The sequence below is a fragment of the Salegentibacter tibetensis genome (assembly GCF_020164485.1).
Classification (GTDB): domain Bacteria; phylum Bacteroidota; class Bacteroidia; order Flavobacteriales; family Flavobacteriaceae; genus Salegentibacter; species Salegentibacter tibetensis.
This window is the reverse complement of sequence record NZ_JAIQZA010000051.1, coordinates 1-16345: the sequence shown is the minus strand read 5'-3', so window position 1 is coordinate 16345 and position 16345 is coordinate 1. Positions and strand designations below refer to the sequence as shown.

The window sequence follows — 16345 nt, the reverse complement described above, 5'->3', positions numbered from 1 at the left end:
AAGAATTTAGCCGAATTAAACCAGTTTCCCGGTTTGTACTTCCTCTCATTTCCGGTTAAGGTTTGCGCTAGGGTTTCGCCCATCATTCGCCCGGCATACCAAACGGCTTCAATAGGTTTTCGATGTGTAGGAGGCTGCTTTAGCTGTGCGCAATCGCCAATCGCGTAAACATCTTTAATGTTGGTTTGTAAAAATTCATTTACCAAAATTCCTTTGTCGGTTTCTAACTCAGAATTTTCCAGAAAGTCTATATTAGGTCTAACGCCGGTGCAAAGCCCCACAAGCTGGCATTCGATTTCATCCCCGTAATTGGTAATAATAGATTTTACCCTTCCGTTTTCATCGCCAATAATTTTATCAAGTTCGGTTTCGTGCCGAAGGTCTATCCCGTGAGATTTTATATGTTCAGAAATCATTTTTGCATCCTGTATCGGTAACATATTATGCCAGAAAGCTTTTTCACGAATTAGAAAAGTAACCTCAATATTTCGGGTTTTAAGCATTTCGGCGAGCTCCACGCCAATTAATCCGCCGCCAATAATTATCGCTTTTTTACAGTTTTGGGTGTTTTCTTCCAGCAATTCCAAATCCTGTTTAGAAACCAATCCCTGCACACCTTTTAGATCCTGACCCTCCCAGCCAAATTTATTATAAACGGATCCTGTTGCCAGCACCAGCTTATCGTAATTCAAAGTTTCTTCAGAAGAAAAGTAAAGTGTTTTTTCTTCAAAATTTATTTTATCAACCCGGGCTTTTTTTAATTCAATGCGGTTTTTCTCCCAAAACCAGTCTTCGTAAGGTTTCAGGTGGTTCCATTTCATATGGCCCATATACACATACATCAGGGCAGTACGGGAAAAAAAATAATCAGATTCGTCTGAAATAACGGTGATTTTCTTATCAGACTTTTTTCGAATATGCCTGGCAGCTGTGATACCGGCAATTCCATTTCCAATAATTATGATATGTTCCATTAAATTTACATACTTTGTAAAGGCGCTCTAACTTTGTCGGAGCCATTCTATGTAAATTACGCGGAAAATGGGCAGAATGACAAGGAATGGTTTAGAAATGAGCTTCAATATTAGCCGAAAATTTCAGATGATTAAAATTTTTAAATGTATTTGCCTGATATTCTTTATAACAGCCTGTTCAGGTAAGCTGGAATTTGCTGCCAAAAAGATAAATGGGTTGAGCCTGGAAGCTTCAAGAGACAGCCTTACCGAAAAAAATATTAAAGGAATTCTGGAGGTAAACCCTAATGCTATAGCCCTAATGCCTTATGCTTTCCTCTCTGATACAAAAAATCCCGGTCTTTATTTCAATACTAGCCGACAGTGGTTTGGAGAAAGAGTTGAAGGAATTGAACAGGCTATTTTCTTGCTTCAAAGCAAAGATCTGCAAATTATGCTTAAGCCCCACCTCTGGGTAAGAAATGGCCAATTTACGGGAGATATAAATTTTTCTTCGGAAGAGGACTGGGGAAAATTTGAAGATTCTTACAAAGAATATATTCTTCTGTATGTTCACATCGCAGAAAAACATAAAGTTGAAATTTTCTGTATAGGGACTGAACTTTATAATTTTGTTGTGACCAGGCCTGAATTTTGGAAAGATCTCATTTTAGAAATCAGAAAAAATTACAGCGGAAAATTGGTGTACGCAGAAAACTGGGACAAGGTAGATCAAATAATGATCTGGGAAGACCTGGATTATGTTGGAGTTGATGCATATTTCCCCTTGAGCAGTGAAGCTGTACCTTCTAAAGAGGCTATTAAATCTGGCTGGAAAAAACATAAGTCTACGCTTAGAGACCTGTCTTTAGAGTTTCAAAAACCAATACTCTTTACTGAGTATGGTTACCGAAGTATGGATTATGCGCTTAAAGAACCCTGGCTATCAAAGCGAGGTAATTTTATTTTAAACCATAATCTGCAGGCAAGGGCTCTCCAGGTTTTATATGAAGAATTCTGGGACGAAAACTGGTTTGTCGGTGGCTTTTTATGGAAATGGCATCAAAATGAAAATGCGGGTGGAATTGAAAGTGACCGGTTCACTCCTCAAAATAAGCCGGCAAAAAATGTGGTTCAGGATCATTACGGAAAGTTCAGGAACTAATCTGCTCATAATAGTGACTATAGAGCTCTGCCGGGGAAGCGCCAAACCTTCGTTTCCAGTAAATCTCAAGAAATAATTTCTGCGTTTTCCAGACTCCCATTTGTTCGTATAATCTGGCGGAAGTGGTGACCCATCGTTTGATCACTACAAACTGCTTCTTATCATATAATCTTTTGATAATCTCGTTGTCTTCATAGATTATAAAAGATTCATCAAAACCTCCAATCTCCTCAAAAAGTTTCTTCTCTACAAATAAAGACTGGTCCCCACCCCTGCATGAAATATGATTCAGTTTTGTAAGCCATCCCAGGAGATTAAGCCACCAATGATTTTTATCAAATTTCATCTGAAAACAGCCGGCTTTATTTCCTTTTTTAACCTCTTCATAAATTAAACGATCAAAATTTTCAGGGGGAAAACTATCGGCATGCAAAAAATAAAGGATTTTCGATCTGGCTTTCCGGGCACCGGTATTCATCTGGACCGCGCGCCCCTTTGGCGAATCAATAATCTTCACTTCTGGAAAGTCCTGGAGCATCTCAAAGGTATTGTCAATACTACCTCCATCAACTATAATGATTTCTGAAATATAATTAGAAGAAACTTTTTTTAGATATTTTAAAAGATCTGGAAGTATTAATTCTTCGTTATATACAGGGATTATAATACTGACCATGAGTATGGAAAATTATTTCACATCATTTAAGCCCCAGTCATATTCTTTGTAAGTGATTTTGGCCTTTGGATTGATCCTGGTGTTGGAATACTGGTTCACATATTCGATCAAACTTAAACCACCTTCAGTATAATCTTTTCTATACCAGTCGAAAATAGATGAAAGCTTAGCTGAACTTTGAGAAATCTCATTATTATCTGAATTGATGAATTCTTTTGTAGCTGCCTCGAGTTGTCTATCGATCTTATCAGCTGTATAGGCTTCCCTTCTCAGCTTAGGGCAGGATATGGAGGCACAGTTGATCGCAAAATGTATTCTGGGTTCATTCATTTTTCTTAATATACTGTTTTCAATCGCGCCAAGGGAAAGTTCTGTATCCCCTACAGTAATAAATTCTTTAGTCCATGGTCCGCTGATATCCTTAATACTTTCCAGTGGATAGTTCCTTAGAATAAGATCTACGGTATAGGCGTTGTATAAGTTGATGTAATAAGCCAGTAATTCCTGTGTAGACCAGGTATTATCAGGTTTTTGGTCAGAAAGTTTTTTAAGGTATTTATCCAATTTCTCACGGTCATTTTTAAAACCTTTATAATCCACCATCCCATTTTCTTTCACGTGTTTTTTAAGCAACCGGTCCCAAATGCCGTGGTCTAGTTTAACTTTGGAATCTACCCAAGACATATCATCTTCCACATTTGGAGTTGGTAAACCTTTACTGTTGAATCCAGCACTGGAAATAAGATTGCAGGAAGCAAACATTACTGCCCCTGTAATTAAAAAACCGATATTCAGAATTAACTTTCCCATCATTAAGGTTTTTAAAATTAAAAGAATCTTTTAATTAGCTTCAAAAATATGGAAATTTAGCAGCAGCCTCCTCCATCATAATGGTAGGTAGATTCGCTTATAAAAATATCTTCCCTGTTCAGGTTAGCAAGTGCCGCAGCGGTTTTATCACAAATAGCCAACGGCTGATTCTTTAATAAGATATGACCCTTTCCGTCATCAAAAAAATCTTTTTCTCCATAATATATTGCTGCCTTTCCGGTAAAAATACAGGGACCATCTTCAGGGATCGGATCTTTTATTGCTGCTACTTCAATAGATTCTATATAGATAAGTTCTTCGGTAGGGTAGTTCTTTGGATCAAGGATACGATATGGCTTGCGAGCCCTGATTTCAATGGTCCCAAAACCAACATCTGTCAGCGCTTTTATATAGTCTGAAATTGATAAACTTCCACTTAAACAAAGCGCCCTTAATCTGTCATTATTCCGAAGATCCTCATTCATTTCCTGTTCACAGGTAGGATCGCTCATCACCAATCGTCCTTGAGGTTTAAGTACACGATACATTTCTTTCAGGGCTTTAGTAAGCTCTTCAGTTTTAAAAATATTAAAAAGACAATTTTGAGCAGCTACATCAATGGAATTATCTTCTACGGGAAGATTGGTTGCATCGCCTTTTTTTAGATCCACAAATTCCGATTTAAACCAGGGATTTAATGCTTCCGCTTCCTTGAAATTTTTTCGTGAGGCTTCCAGCATTTCGTCCAGTACATCTATTCCCACAACACCCGATTTTTGCCTTGAGAAATAAGCGAACTGGAGCAACTCCATTCCGCCTCCAACTCCAACGTATAGGGTTCTGGGATTGTTAGTAAGATCCCGGGCATGAACGGTTGTGCCGCAGCCGTAGTTCATTTCCTGCATTATCGCCGGAATCTTGAGACCCGGTAACTCCCAGATAGGATTAGTGGTACAACATAAGCCAATATCTGGTGTCATGGCGGCTTCGCGATATACGTCTTTAGTAATTTCCAAATAGCTCATATCCTATATTTCCTGAATTAATTTTTTAAATAATTTCACCATATCTGGTTCTGCTTTTGCGGCCATCGCGATAATTTCACTGATATCTACCGGCTCCAGGTTATCGGGGTCGCCTTCATCTGTAATTACTGAAATAGCCGAAACCGGAAGTTTTAATTGATTAGCCACAATTACCTCTGGCACGGTGCTCATTCCCACGGCATCGGCCCCGAAAATCTTAAGCATTCTGTACTCTGCCCGGGTTTCCAGCTGAGGGCCCAGTACCGAAGCATAGACACCTTTATGTAAAATAATATTGTTCTTTTTTGCCGATTCCTGCAGGATTTTATTCATTTCAGCGTCATAAGGCCGACTCATGTCCACAAAACGTTCGCCTAATTTCTCTACACCGTGAAGGGCCAGAGGAGAATCTCCCAGTAGATTAATATGATCGTCAATAAGCATTAATTCCCCTTTTTTATAATCGAGGTTTATGGATCCGGAAGCATTACTTACCAGTAATCTTTTTACGCCTAGTTTTTCCATGACCCTTACCGGGTAAGTTACTTCGCTAAGGCTGTAACCTTCGTAATAATGAAAGCGTCCCTGCATCACCATTACTTTTTTGCCTTCTAATGTTCCAAAAATGAGTTTTCCCTTATGAAACTCTACGGTTGCTGAGGGAAAGTAAGGAATATGGTTATAGCTAACTTCGGCTTCAATAGCTATATCGTTTACAAGATTGCCAAGGCCGGTGCCTAAAATAATCCCAATTTCAGGTTTGTCGAAACCTTTTGAAATAAGGTAATCTGTAGTTTCGTTTAATTCTTTTATCATAATTTGATCCCTCATTGAGGATTTATTTTGTCCGAGGACTGCCCGAATCATTCAGGCGGGCTTGCCTCGAAATTATAGAATAGTTTTCCGGTTCATTCCTTCTGGGATTGCCTGAAGATTCTTGATTCTATGAATTTTTTTAAAATGCTGTCTTCTTCAATATCCTGAATTTCATCTATATCGTTCCGGGTTTCCAGGATTTTTATTTTTTTTCCTTCAAAATCTTTTAGGGTGTCCGATAGGACAGATGACGTGCTCCAGGCTTTGTTTTTAAAGACATCCGAATTTAAGGATTTCATTCCTAATAAATAATAGCCGCCATCTTTTGCGGGGCCTATTACCACATCATTCTTTCCTAACTCTAGGAAGGCATTTTCCAGATCTTGTTGCGCTAAATTGAGCAAATCACTACCAATAATAATTACTCTTTTATAATTGCTGTTGAAGGCTTCCTGAAATGCATTTTCCATTTTTTCGCCTAAATTTCCTCCACGCTGTAATTTTTTACTGAATGATGCTGAAGGCCAAAGATCGTTTTCCGGGATTTCTTCAGAATAATATACCCTTTTATCTATTTCAAGGTTTTTAGTGACTGAAACTGTATGCGAAAGCAGGAATTTGTAAATATTAAGTGCCACCTTATCTCCCACAGAATTTGCCAAACGGGTTTTCACCTTCCCTAATTCGGGGTTTTTGGTGAAAATCATTAATAAAGCATCAGTCGTTTTAGATATCAAAACTTGAAGTTTTTAGCAGAAAATTAAGCGGTAGAACCCTGGCAACTACTGCCCGCACCTGCGGTACAGCCATAGCAGTGCTGGGAAATAAGAATGTTACGATTGTTTAAAAGCTCTTCGTTATAATCACTAATATGCTTTACAGTCGAGGCTACTTTTAGATCCAGCATCTGGTTAAAGTCGCAATCGTAAAGCCAACCGTCCCAGCTTATTGAAATAGTATTGGTGCACATCACGTTTTTAACCGCTTCTGGATTGTAGGCGTTTACCAGTTCGTACATATAATCTTCATAGTTTTCCGAAGCGATTAAATACTCGAGAAACCGACTAATTGGTAAGTTGGTAATTGCGAAAAGTTGATTGAAATCTATATCAAAATCTTCTTTTAATGCTGTTTTAAAATCATGTTCCATCGCTTCCTGGTTGGTGGGCAGAAATGCGCCGGCAGGATTATAGGCCAGATCGAGTTTTAAATTTGTTCCGGGCTGTGCGTACCCTACTTTATTAAGCATTTGCAAAGCTTTTATAGATTTATCAAAAACGCCGCTGCCACGTTGCTTATCGGTTTTTTCCCTTTTATAAAACGGAAGGGATGAAACTACGTGTACATTGTATTTTTTGAAAAATTCCGGAAGATCGTGATATTTTTTATTGGCCAGTATAATAGTAAGGTTAGAGCGAACTATAAAATCTTTGATCCCGGCTTTTGATGCTTCTTCTACAAACCATCTAAAATTAGGGTTCATCTCTGGTGCTCCGCCGGTAAGGTCTAAGGTATGCGCTTTTGTAGTTTTAATCACCTCCAGGCATTGCTGCATGGTTTCTTGGGTCATGATCTCTTTACGGTCTGGACCGGCGTCTACATGACAATGAGAGCAAACCTGGTTGCACATATATCCTAGATTAAGCTGAAGAATTTCCAGTGTTTTGGGCTTTAACGGGTAATTACCGCTTTCGGCAATCTTATCTTTGAAAAGGGGAAGTCCCCCCTCTCGAAAAATTCCGTTACTTAAAAATGCAAGTTGGTTTTCGGGTTTTGAAAGATCGTTTTTTCTAGCCGATAAGGATTTTAATAAAGCCATGCAAAAGTTACTTTTTGTGTTGTTTTAGGAAAAATGATTTGTAGAATTAAGCAGTCAGATATATTCTTACATGCTTAATTTATCATATTTATTCATCATTTGTACTCCGTGAACAAGAGTTGCTCCACTTTCAATGGCGGCACCGGCGTGTACGGCTTCCATCATTTCTTCTTTAGTAATTCCTCTTTGTAAACCATCTTTAGTATAGGCATCAATGCAATAAGGGCATTTAACAACGTGAGAAACGGCAAGGGCTATAAGCGATTTTTCCCTGGCAGAAAGGGCACCTTCTTCGAAAACTTTTCCGTAGTAGTCAAAAAATTTATTTCCTAATTCTTCGCTCCATTCGGTGATTTCACCAAATTTTCGAAGATCGTCTGGATTGTAGTAAGTCTTGGGCATAATAGTGACAAATTTGATTAATACAATTTTTGTCTAAAATATTCATTAAAACTTACTTACCCAATGATTGTTTGGTTTAATCCCTCATTGAGGGTTTAACCCGCCTGAATGGAATTTATTTCGGGCAGGTTCCCCGAGGCTTGCCTCGAAATTATAAAATAGTTTTCCAATTCATATCTCGTGGGCTTGCCCCGAGGTTCTTGATTATAGAGGTTTTCAATACAGTAAATTGAAAAGCAGAAATAAGAATCTTTCAAATCCCTATCTCTTTCTCAGTGTTTCGATTATTTTTTTTACAAAAAATGCAGAAAGGATTATTATTGCCAAAACTTCAAGGCCCAATAGAAGAAAAATAACATCCATAGTATACTGATATAGAGGTGCCCGGCCAGGGGAGGCGAGGACGCGATTAATAATATGTAAATATCTGACTGTTAATTTGTTTTGCTTGCCACTTTTACAACAAAAGTTACGGTTTATAGTGTGATTTTAATCGCAATCGAGTATTTTAAAGCCTCTTTTAAGATCATAGTGATTAACGTTATTCATATTAACATTAGCTTAAAGCAGAATTATTAATCGGGTATAATGGTATGTTTGTTGCTTATTTTAACTTTACATTGAATTAACGAATGTTAATTATAATGTTATTTACAAAATAAACTAATTTTAAGTTTAAACACCTTAATTACAGAGGATTCCCTAAGTATTTTATTTATGAGGATAAACGTAAAGACCTTACCGGTAGATGAAATTATTCAAGATATTTCTGAAAACCTTAATGCTCCGGTTGAAAATGGAAGTGGAGAATATACCTTAGAATTGCCGAAAGATGTTGGCGAAGGATTTATTAGAGGAATTAGTTTGGATTCCGGAATTGGATATATTACCTATAACTGCACGTTCCGTGAAGATGTAGAAATTCATTTTGCGCTCAATACGGTACACCCGCTTAAATTCATTTTTTGCTCAGCCGGAACCCTGGGACATTCTTTTCAGGATACTGAGAAGGTAAACGAAATTAAGTCTTACCAAAATATTATCGTATCCAGCAGTGGTTATAATGGCCATGTGCTTTTCTTTAAAGCTAATGAGCCCACTCATGTTTCAAGTTTGGAAATAATACGATCGGTTTTTGCACATCGAAGAAATTATGACTTTAAAGATCTTGATCCTACTTTAAAAGGATTGTTTCAGGATGCGGTTGCTGAAACACAATTTTTCTATCAGGGTAATTATAGTATCAAAGCCGCTGATGTGATGAACGAGATTAATACCAAGGAATTTACCGGGTTCTTGCGTTCGTTATATTTGGAAGCTAAGACTTTTCAAATGCTCGTTATCCAAATATCCCAATACGAGGATGATGAATCTGGAGATAAACTTCCGCAGATATTGAGACAGTCTGATGTTGAGAAAGTAGATTACGTAGTAAAAAGAATTCAGGGAGATTTAGGAAGTAATTTAACTGTGGAAGCACTTGCTAAAGAGGCTGGTACAAATGTAAATAAGCTTCAGGAAGGCTTTAAATATGTTTACGATCTTACCGTAAATAAATATATGCAGCATAAAAAACTGGAAGCTGCCAAAGAAATGCTAATGACTTCAGAAAAAAATATTTCTGAAATAGTAATTGCCATAGGTCTAAATAATAGAAGTTACTTTTCTAAAATATTTAAAGAGAAATACGGGGTAAATCCGAAGTATTTTTTAAAGACAAGGAAGAAGGTAGATGAAACTGAACAATAAATTCTTCTTAAATACATCTATACTAAGGTGTTAACAAATAAGATTATTGAAATTATTTTCCTTAAAAAAGTATCTGGTCGTTTAAATTATCTTTTATAACGAATATTTAGATAATCCTATAAGTGTAAGCCCTTGTTTTTCATAATTTCAGATAATTAATCTTAAATTCTTATTATTATGAAAAAATTTGTTTACTTAATAATTCTTGGGGCGGGAATTATAGGATGTAGTGTAGAACCAATAGATTCTACTGAAAACCTTTTAACAGCAGATGGAAAAATCAAACTCCAGGAGACTGAACAATCTATGAGTTTAAAGTATTCTGAAATTTGTTACGGGGAAGCTCCGGTATTTGTATTTGAATTCCCTCAAAAATTAAATGGAAATGGCTCTAAAGAGCAAGATACAGATATTAAACTTCAAATTGAAACTTCACCAGGATCTGGAGAATGGGAGCCTTTTGCAGACTTAACCTATTCAGGTAGCGGCCCGGAAGAATTCACCTATAAAGAAGCGCTTTTTGAAGAAGGCACCTATAGTTTCAGGGCGAATTTTACTGGCTCAGGAGGTGGTCCAAATCATTTTGTAAGCCTAGATGTTGTTGATTGTTCAGACTGCGAAGAATCGTTTTCCTATACCGAAAATGATAATGGCACCTACACCTTTACCTATATCCCTGAAGAGGATATAGCTGCTTCTAAGCTCGTATTTACCTTTCCGCAGGGTGTTGTTGAGGGATTAAACGACTGGAGTGATAGCGGCGTAACCAAGCAAACCACTATGGATCTGGAAGCCTGTGAAGAATATTCATTCACAGTAAGTTTAGAAACTGATTGTAATGGTGTTGGTCAGCCTAATGCCAATCTTTGGACCGATTTCAAAGTAAATGATGTTTCAAAGAAAGGTGAGCTTTCAAATATAGAGCAAGCTTGTAGCTAGATTTTGATTTTCACTTAAATCATTAAGGCCTTCCTAAAAGCAATTTTAGGAAGGCTTTTTTATTGGCTTTCTACTGGTTGTTTTATTGTCGCAACCTCTCTTATCTAAAAATCCCGGGAATCTCATTCACTTTAAAGCCCCAAATTGTGGGTAGTAAAAAATACACCAGTAAACTTATTAATAGAATCGAGGCCAGGTTCATCCAGAGTCCGGTTTTTATCATATCAGGGATTTTTAAATAACCTGAGCCAAAAACAACGGCATTTGGTGGGGTCGCAACCGGTAGCATAAAGGCACAGGAAGCAGCCAGTGTAGCACTTATCAACAATAAATAAGGATGAAGCCCCATCGCTAATGCCATTGGCGCTAAAATAGGTAGCAACATCGCCGTGGTGGCGAGATTTGAAGTAACCTCAGTAAGAAAATTAACTGCAGCTACAAGAATAAGTACCAATAAAAACAATGGCAAATTTTGTAAATAGGTAAGTTGTTCACCTATCCAAACTGCGAGTCCGGTATCGCTGAAACCTTTTGCAAGCGCCATTCCACCTCCAAAAAGCAAAATAATTCCCCACGGAATTTTAACCGCCTCTTCCCAATTCAATAAAGGTTTTGTCTCCTTTCCCGAGGGAACAATAAAAAGTGCGATTGCCGCTATAATGGCAATAATGGTGTCGTCTATAAAAGGAAGATAGGGTTGGACTAAAAATGATCGAGTAATCCACAGAAAAGCGGTGGTAATAAATATGATGAGAACCCTTTTTTCCTGCTTACTTATTTTTCCTAATGATTTCAGTAAAATATTGATTTCGGTCTTACCGCCGGGAAATTCGGCTTTATCAAAATTAAAAGCCATACTGGTGAGGTATTTCCAACAGATAAAAAGCAAGAAAATTGAAATAGGAACTCCTAAGAGTGCCCATTTCATAAAACTAATCTCTATCCCGTATAGTTCAGATACTATCCCGGCAAAAACCAGGTTTGGTGGTGTCCCTATCAAGGTGCCAATTCCGCCAATAGATGCGCTGTATGCAATAGCCAGCATTAGAGCTTTTCCAAAAACCGCAGGTTCATTTTCATCGCTAAAAGGATTGTTTTTTAACTGACTTATTATCGCGGTGCCAATAGGTAACATCATCACAGAAGTTGCGGTGTTTGAAATCCACATAGAAAGGAATGCAGTGGCGATCATAAAGCCCAGGATGATGAACTTTATTTTGCTTCCAATTAAGTTGATGATATTTAAGGCGATCCTTCGGTGTAAATCCCATTTTTCTATGGCTACAGCTAAAACAAATCCACCCAGGTATAAAAACACATATTTATGGCCAAAAGCAGCAGTAGTGGTTTCAATATCCAGGGCACCGGTTAATGGAAACATTACAATTGGTATTAAAGCTGTAACCGAGATAGGGATTACCTCGGTAACCCACCACAGCGCCATCCAAATTGTAATACATAAAATATCAAAAGCGGCCGGGGGCATAGTTTGGGGTGCACCTATTGTTTGAAGTATAAAAAAGGTTAGCGGGCCTGCTATTAAAACTAGAGCTCTGATGAATTTGTTCATTCTAAAATTTTAAACGGGAACCCTGCCAAGATATTAAAATTATTAAAGCTGATTTTTAGAAATAAAGGAAGAGATTATTCTGTTAAAAAATTATTTACTCAGCAGTCATTTTTTATTTAGCCTAAGGATTTGCCTATATTTAATTTCATTGTGTCTTAATTAAAGTATTATGAAAGAAGATATAAGCCTTAAAGTTAACGGAAAAGAATATCATGTCCAGGTAGAGCCAGATACCCCCTTGCTATATGTCCTCCGAAATCAATTGGAGCTCAATGGGCCTAAATATGGTTGTGGGCTCGAGCAGTGCGGCGCCTGTATGGTATTAATGGATGGTAAAGCAGATCCCAGTTGCAAAATCCCGGTTTCAGAAGTGGTGAATAAGGAGATCACTACACTGGAAGGTCTTATTTCAGAAAATGGAGAATTGCATCCTTTGCAAGAAGCTTTCGTGGAAGAACAGGCGGCTCAATGTGGCTTTTGTTTAAACGGCATGCTAATTTCGGGAGCCTGGCTATTGCAGGAAAATTCCAATCCCAATCGGGAGGCAATAAACGAAAAACTAAAAAGGGTTTTATGCAGGTGCGGCACTCATACCAGGATTATTAAGGCAATAAAAACTGCAGCAAAATCTAAACAATTATGAAAACTACCAGGAGGAATTTTATAAAAAATACCAGTTACGTAGCGATTGGTTTTAGTTTGGTGCCCAACCTCGCGTGGATATCGGTTAACGAACAGTCTTCTCAAGGGGTAACGCAACAATCGAGGATTACAGACTGGCTACAAATTTTGGATGATGGGCGGGTAAGGGTGTTTTCAGGAAAAATGGAATTAGGCCAGGGGATTCGTATTGCTATTGCACAGGTAGCTGCAGAAGAATTAAATATGAATGTAGATTTTATAGAAGTAAAACTTGCAGAAACTTCTACTACGCCAAATGAAGGTTATACCGCCGGGAGCCAGTCGGTAGCGCGGAGTGCCATGTCAGTTAGAAAAGCTGCCGCAGCCGCAGCTGCTATTCTCATTGCGCGAACTGCAGAGAAATATGAAATTAAAGCTGAAAATTTATATTTAAAGGACGGAATGGTTCTTTCAAAAGACGGAGATTTTAGAGCCAGTTTCTTTAATATTTTGGATGGAGTACAAATTGAAGAAGTAGTCCCCGAAAATATTCAAACTAAATCAAAAGAAGATTATGAGGTGGTGGGAACCCCTGTAGCAAGAAAGGATATTGGGGAAATGGTACGAGGGCTTCCTATGTATGTACAGGATCTTCGGTTTCCGGGAATGTTGTACGCCAGGGTTGTGCGCGCGGCTGCTTATGATGCAAAGCTTACTGAATTCAATAAAGAAAATGCCGAAAAATTAGACGTTAAAATTATAAAAGTAAAAGATTTTATCGGGGTGATTTCCGAAGACGAATATCAGGCAGAAAAAGCGAAAATCTTCCTGGAACGCGATTGTAAATGGGATACAGAAACGGAACTTCCGGTAGAAGAATTTTCTGCAGAATATTTAAAAAATCTGAGTAAAGAAACCGAGAATGTTGTAAACAAAGGGAACGTAGCTTTTAAAAATAATTCAATTTCCGCAAAATATTTTAAGCCTTATGTGATGCACGCTGCTGTTGGTCCATCATGTGCGATAGCGATTTTTAAAGAGGAAAAGCTTGAAATTTGGTCTCATACCCAGGGCGTTTATCCTTTAAGAAAAACCCTGGCCGATTTACTGAATTTAAATGAAGAAAATATTAAAATTACCGGTGTTCCCGGCTCGGGATGTTACGGGCATAATGCCGCCGATGATGTAGCTGCTGAAGCTGCAATTCTCGCGGTAGAAAATCCTGAAAAGTACATTAAGTTACAATGGACCCGTGCAGATGAACATGCCTGGGAGCCTTATGGCAGCGCTATGGTTATGGAAATGGAAGGTAGCCTGGGTACCAATGGCAAAATTGAGAATTGGAAATATAATGTATGGTCAGATACACATAGTACCAGGCCGGGTGGAGATAAACAAAATTTGTTGCCGTCAAGCTTCTATAACGGGACTACCGCTAAACGGCCAAAAGGCTATTTTGGTGGCGCTTATAGAAATTCAGAACCGTATTATAAAATTCCCAATCAAAAAATTGATGCACATTATTTTAAAGGACCTTTAAGGGTTTCGGCTTTGCGTAGTTTGGGGGCCTATTCCAATATTCTGGCTATTGAGAATTTTATGGACAGGCTTGCCGATAAAGCAGGCGAAGATCCTGTAGCTTTTAGGCTGAAGCATTTAGAAGATCAGCGGGCTAAAGACGTGCTCAAGAAAGTAAAAGAAATGACACTTGGGGTTGAACTTTTGGAGAGTGAAGGCCTTGGTTTTGCTTTTTCCCGTTATAAAAATTCTGCTTCTTATTTTGCGGTAGCTGCAAAGGTTAGTGTCGAAAATGCTAAGGTTTCAGTTAAAGAAATGTGGGGCGCTATAGATAGTGGTGAGATTATTAATCCCGATGGTTTGAAGAACCAAACCGAAGGCGGCATGATCCAATCGGCTAGCTGGACCTTGCAGGAGGCGGTTAAATTTGATCAAACCCACGTAAGCAGCACCAATTGGGAGTCTTATCCTATTTTTAGATTTGCAGATATTCCTTTTGTTCACGTAGAAGTTATAGACCGGCCAGATGAAGATGCGCTTGGAGCGGGGGAAGCTGCTCAGGGGCCTTCTGCAGCTGCAATTTTAAATGCAGTTTACCGTGCTACCGGAAAGCAGGTTGCGTTTTTGCCGGTTAATAAAAATGTTTCGGTTTAAAGTTTAGTTTTTAATTCCTCATTGAGGGTTTAATTTCTAGTGGCAAGTCTCCAATTTTGAGATTTTCTCCGATTCACATCTCGTTGGCTTGCGCCGAGTTCCTTGATTTTTATTACCTTCCTTTCAAATAAGTTTCAGGAGTAAATACGGACAAATCACTGCGTTTATAATCTTTTATATTTCTGGTAAGAATAATAGTGATTTCCTTATGTTCAATCGCCGAAAAATTTTGCAGTGCATCTTCAAAGTCTTTAAGGTTAGAGTTGAGCGCATTTAGCACAACTTTTTGATCCATTTCTACTATAGCAATGATGTTTAAAAGCTGCTTTATTTTTTCAATTATAATCTCGTGTTTTGCTGCTTTTCTTAGTAAATAATAAACATTGCAAATTACTACCGGACTTGTAAAACCCTGGATCTTCTTTTCTTCACATAAATTAAAAATTCGGTTGCAAATTGGGAAAAAGGCTCACGATCAAAAAAGAAATCCAAAATCACATCAGTGTCAATTAGAATTTGATCCATTATAAATATTTTTCCTCCAAGCGGTTTCTGAGCTCTTTTTTATAATCCAAGTCCTTTTTTGGCATTTTGAAAGAACCTTTAAGGGAGGCAACTGTGGGATGTAAACCTTTAATTTCTTTTTGTTCCTCTTTAGTAAGTAGCTTTAAGTAGTTCTCAATGATATCAGATAAACTGCGATTTTGATCTTTCGCAAATTTTTTTGCCCGATTAACAACTTCCTGCTCTATTGTTAATGTCAGTTTTATGTTCATTGCGCACATTTTCAATGTTCTATATACAGAAATACCAAGAAAATGTTACACGTGCTTATTTTTTATTAAAAACACGTTTAGGTGTCAAAAGTTAAATCTCACAGGTTTCATCCCGTAACTATCGGGACTGTGAGGTTTGAAATTTCTGTTTATATTTAAATAAATTTTCGACTATGGAAATGCTGGAAATAAAAACCGCTTTACAAATTGCAAAGCCAAAAGCTGAGGTTTATAATGCGATAATAGATCCTGAGCAAATGAAACATTATTTTATTTCTGAAGGGTCGGGGATGATGGACGAGGGGAAAACAGTTAGCTGGAAATTTCCCGAATTTGATGAATATGTGCCGGTAAAAGTGCTAAAATTAATTCCGAATAAATTGATTTCTTTTGAATGGGAGGGTGCTGCAGGTCAAAACCTTAAGGTAGAAATTAGCCTTGCCGAAATGCCAGGAAGAACCACCTTAGTAAAAGTCACTGAAGGAAAAATGGCGGCCGATGATATGGGAATCCAGTGGTTTGGCGGAAATACCGAAGGTTGGGCCAATTTCCTGGCCTGTTTAAAAGCTTACCTCGAACACGGTATCAACCTAAGAAAAGGTGGGTTTGATTTTATGAAGGAGTAGAAATATTTGTCATCCTGAACTTGGTTCAGAGCTTGCTCCAAATTTATTTCGGAGATCTAACATGATTAGAACTGATATCATATTAGAAGCTGAAACAAGTTACCATTGACGTATTTTTTAAGTTGCTGTTTTATAGCTGATTACCATGTCCATTTCTTTTGCCATTTTGAACAAGCTTTTTTGCTTATTAAGCAGTATTTTTTCCTGATAAGCTTTAATTCCCTCT

17 protein-coding genes are annotated in these 16345 nt (G+C 37.8%); 6 read left to right on the top strand and 11 right to left on the bottom strand.

The window, feature by feature from the left end:
• Positions 1-974: NAD(P)/FAD-dependent oxidoreductase (locus tag LB467_RS17635; protein ID WP_224475369.1), on the bottom strand; the 974-nt coding region annotated here is incomplete at its 3' end.
• A 67-nt stretch (positions 975-1041) separates the two neighbouring features.
• Between LB467_RS17635 and LB467_RS17630 the strand changes: the two genes are divergently transcribed.
• Positions 1042-2118: a glycoside hydrolase family 113 gene (locus tag LB467_RS17630; RefSeq protein ID WP_224475368.1), complete on the top strand. Its 1077-nt coding sequence runs from the start codon at positions 1042-1044 to the stop codon at positions 2116-2118.
• Here the strand turns inward: LB467_RS17630 and LB467_RS17625 are convergent.
• The 7 genes from LB467_RS17625 to LB467_RS17595 form a co-directional block, all read right to left on the bottom strand.
• Entirely contained in the window at positions 2108-2794 is a 687-nt protein-coding gene (locus tag LB467_RS17625; protein WP_224475367.1) for a TIGR04283 family arsenosugar biosynthesis glycosyltransferase, read from the bottom strand. The two genes, LB467_RS17630 and LB467_RS17625, sit on opposite strands and share 11 nt — an antisense overlap.
• 12 nt (positions 2795-2806) lie before the next feature.
• The gene (locus tag LB467_RS17620; RefSeq protein WP_224475371.1) at positions 2807-3604 is read right to left on the bottom strand and encodes a DUF547 domain-containing protein; all 798 of its coding nucleotides are present in this window, start codon (positions 3602-3604) and stop codon (positions 2807-2809) included.
• Between the two features lie 56 nt (positions 3605-3660).
• Positions 3661-4629, bottom strand: coding sequence for an arsenosugar biosynthesis arsenite methyltransferase ArsM (arsM, locus tag LB467_RS17615; RefSeq protein ID WP_224475366.1), 969 nt, complete (start codon positions 4627-4629; stop codon positions 3661-3663).
• Between the two features lie 3 nt (positions 4630-4632).
• Positions 4633-5445, bottom strand: coding sequence for a purine-nucleoside phosphorylase (locus LB467_RS17610; protein WP_224475370.1), 813 nt, complete (start codon positions 5443-5445; stop codon positions 4633-4635).
• Between the two features lie 92 nt (positions 5446-5537).
• Entirely contained in the window at positions 5538-6182 is a 645-nt protein-coding gene (locus LB467_RS17605; protein WP_224475365.1) for a TIGR04282 family arsenosugar biosynthesis glycosyltransferase, read from the bottom strand.
• Between the two features lie 23 nt (positions 6183-6205).
• The gene (gene arsS / locus LB467_RS17600; RefSeq protein ID WP_224475364.1) at positions 6206-7264 is read right to left on the bottom strand and encodes an arsenosugar biosynthesis radical SAM (seleno)protein ArsS; all 1059 of its coding nucleotides are present in this window, start codon (positions 7262-7264) and stop codon (positions 6206-6208) included.
• A 66-nt stretch (positions 7265-7330) separates the two neighbouring features.
• A complete protein-coding gene (locus tag LB467_RS17595; protein WP_224475363.1) occupies positions 7331-7666 on the bottom strand; it encodes an arsenosugar biosynthesis-associated peroxidase-like protein in 336 nt (111 codons plus the stop codon).
• 717 nt (positions 7667-8383) lie between these two features.
• Here LB467_RS17595 and LB467_RS17590 point away from each other — a divergent pair.
• Together LB467_RS17590 and LB467_RS17585 are read left to right on the top strand one after the other, a co-directional pair.
• The gene (locus LB467_RS17590) at positions 8384-9415 is read left to right on the top strand and encodes a helix-turn-helix domain-containing protein (RefSeq protein WP_224475362.1); all 1032 of its coding nucleotides are present in this window, start codon (positions 8384-8386) and stop codon (positions 9413-9415) included.
• A 177-nt stretch (positions 9416-9592) separates the two neighbouring features.
• Positions 9593-10354: a hypothetical protein gene (locus LB467_RS17585; RefSeq protein ID WP_224475361.1), complete on the top strand. Its 762-nt coding sequence runs from the start codon at positions 9593-9595 to the stop codon at positions 10352-10354.
• A gap of 100 nt (positions 10355-10454) precedes the next feature.
• Here the strand turns inward: LB467_RS17585 and LB467_RS17580 are convergent, their stop codons facing one another.
• The gene (locus LB467_RS17580; RefSeq protein ID WP_224475360.1) at positions 10455-11924 is read right to left on the bottom strand and encodes an SLC13 family permease; all 1470 of its coding nucleotides are present in this window, start codon (positions 11922-11924) and stop codon (positions 10455-10457) included.
• Positions 11925-12093: 169 nt separating this feature from the next.
• On the opposite strand from LB467_RS17580, the gene LB467_RS17575 reads away from it, so the two are divergent.
• Positions 12094-12567, top strand: coding sequence for a (2Fe-2S)-binding protein (locus LB467_RS17575; protein WP_224475359.1), 474 nt, complete (start codon positions 12094-12096; stop codon positions 12565-12567).
• Positions 12564-14717, top strand: coding sequence for a xanthine dehydrogenase family protein molybdopterin-binding subunit (locus tag LB467_RS17570; protein WP_224475358.1), 2154 nt, complete (start codon positions 12564-12566; stop codon positions 14715-14717). The genes LB467_RS17575 and LB467_RS17570 overlap by 4 nt, the downstream gene beginning before the upstream one ends.
• Before the next feature lie 112 nt (positions 14718-14829).
• On the opposite strand, the gene LB467_RS17565 is transcribed toward LB467_RS17570, so the two are convergent.
• Positions 14830-15108 (bottom strand): PIN domain-containing protein, encoded by a 279-nt coding sequence (locus LB467_RS17565; protein WP_394371826.1) that lies wholly within the window; start codon positions 15106-15108, stop codon positions 14830-14832.
• 133 nt (positions 15109-15241) lie between these two features.
• Positions 15242-15493, bottom strand: coding sequence for a DUF6364 family protein (locus tag LB467_RS17560; RefSeq protein ID WP_224475356.1), 252 nt, complete (start codon positions 15491-15493; stop codon positions 15242-15244).
• 179 nt (positions 15494-15672) lie between these two features.
• Between LB467_RS17560 and LB467_RS17555 the strand changes: the two genes are divergently transcribed.
• Positions 15673-16119: an SRPBCC domain-containing protein gene (locus tag LB467_RS17555; protein WP_224475355.1), complete on the top strand. Its 447-nt coding sequence runs from the start codon at positions 15673-15675 to the stop codon at positions 16117-16119.
• Positions 16120-16345: the final 226 nt, after the last annotated feature.

Coding starts and splice junctions, on each gene's coding strand:
- LB467_RS17625 (WP_224475367.1), bottom strand. CDS start 2,794: ATGGTCAGTATTATAATCCCTGTATATAACGAAGAATTAATACTTCCA.
- LB467_RS17610 (WP_224475370.1), bottom strand. CDS start 5,445: ATGATAAAAGAATTAAACGAAACTACAGATTACCTTATTTCAAAAGGT.
- arsS (WP_224475364.1), bottom strand. CDS start 7,264: ATGGCTTTATTAAAATCCTTATCGGCTAGAAAAAACGATCTTTCAAAA.
- LB467_RS17570 (WP_224475358.1), top strand. CDS start 12,564: ATGAAAACTACCAGGAGGAATTTTATAAAAAATACCAGTTACGTAGCG.
- LB467_RS17560 (WP_224475356.1), bottom strand. CDS start 15,493: ATGAACATAAAACTGACATTAACAATAGAGCAGGAAGTTGTTAATCGG.
- LB467_RS17555 (WP_224475355.1), top strand. CDS start 15,673: ATGCTGGAAATAAAAACCGCTTTACAAATTGCAAAGCCAAAAGCTGAG.
- LB467_RS17585 (WP_224475361.1), top strand. CDS start 9,593: ATGAAAAAATTTGTTTACTTAATAATTCTTGGGGCGGGAATTATAGGA.
- LB467_RS17620 (WP_224475371.1), bottom strand. CDS start 3,604: ATGGGAAAGTTAATTCTGAATATCGGTTTTTTAATTACAGGGGCAGTA.
- LB467_RS17595 (WP_224475363.1), bottom strand. CDS start 7,666: ATGCCCAAGACTTACTACAATCCAGACGATCTTCGAAAATTTGGTGAA.
- LB467_RS17580 (WP_224475360.1), bottom strand. CDS start 11,924: ATGAACAAATTCATCAGAGCTCTAGTTTTAATAGCAGGCCCGCTAACC.
- LB467_RS17575 (WP_224475359.1), top strand. CDS start 12,094: ATGAAAGAAGATATAAGCCTTAAAGTTAACGGAAAAGAATATCATGTC.
- LB467_RS17590 (WP_224475362.1), top strand. CDS start 8,384: ATGAGGATAAACGTAAAGACCTTACCGGTAGATGAAATTATTCAAGAT.
- arsM (WP_224475366.1), bottom strand. CDS start 4,629: ATGAGCTATTTGGAAATTACTAAAGACGTATATCGCGAAGCCGCCATG.
- LB467_RS17630 (WP_224475368.1), top strand. CDS start 1,042: ATGGGCAGAATGACAAGGAATGGTTTAGAAATGAGCTTCAATATTAGC.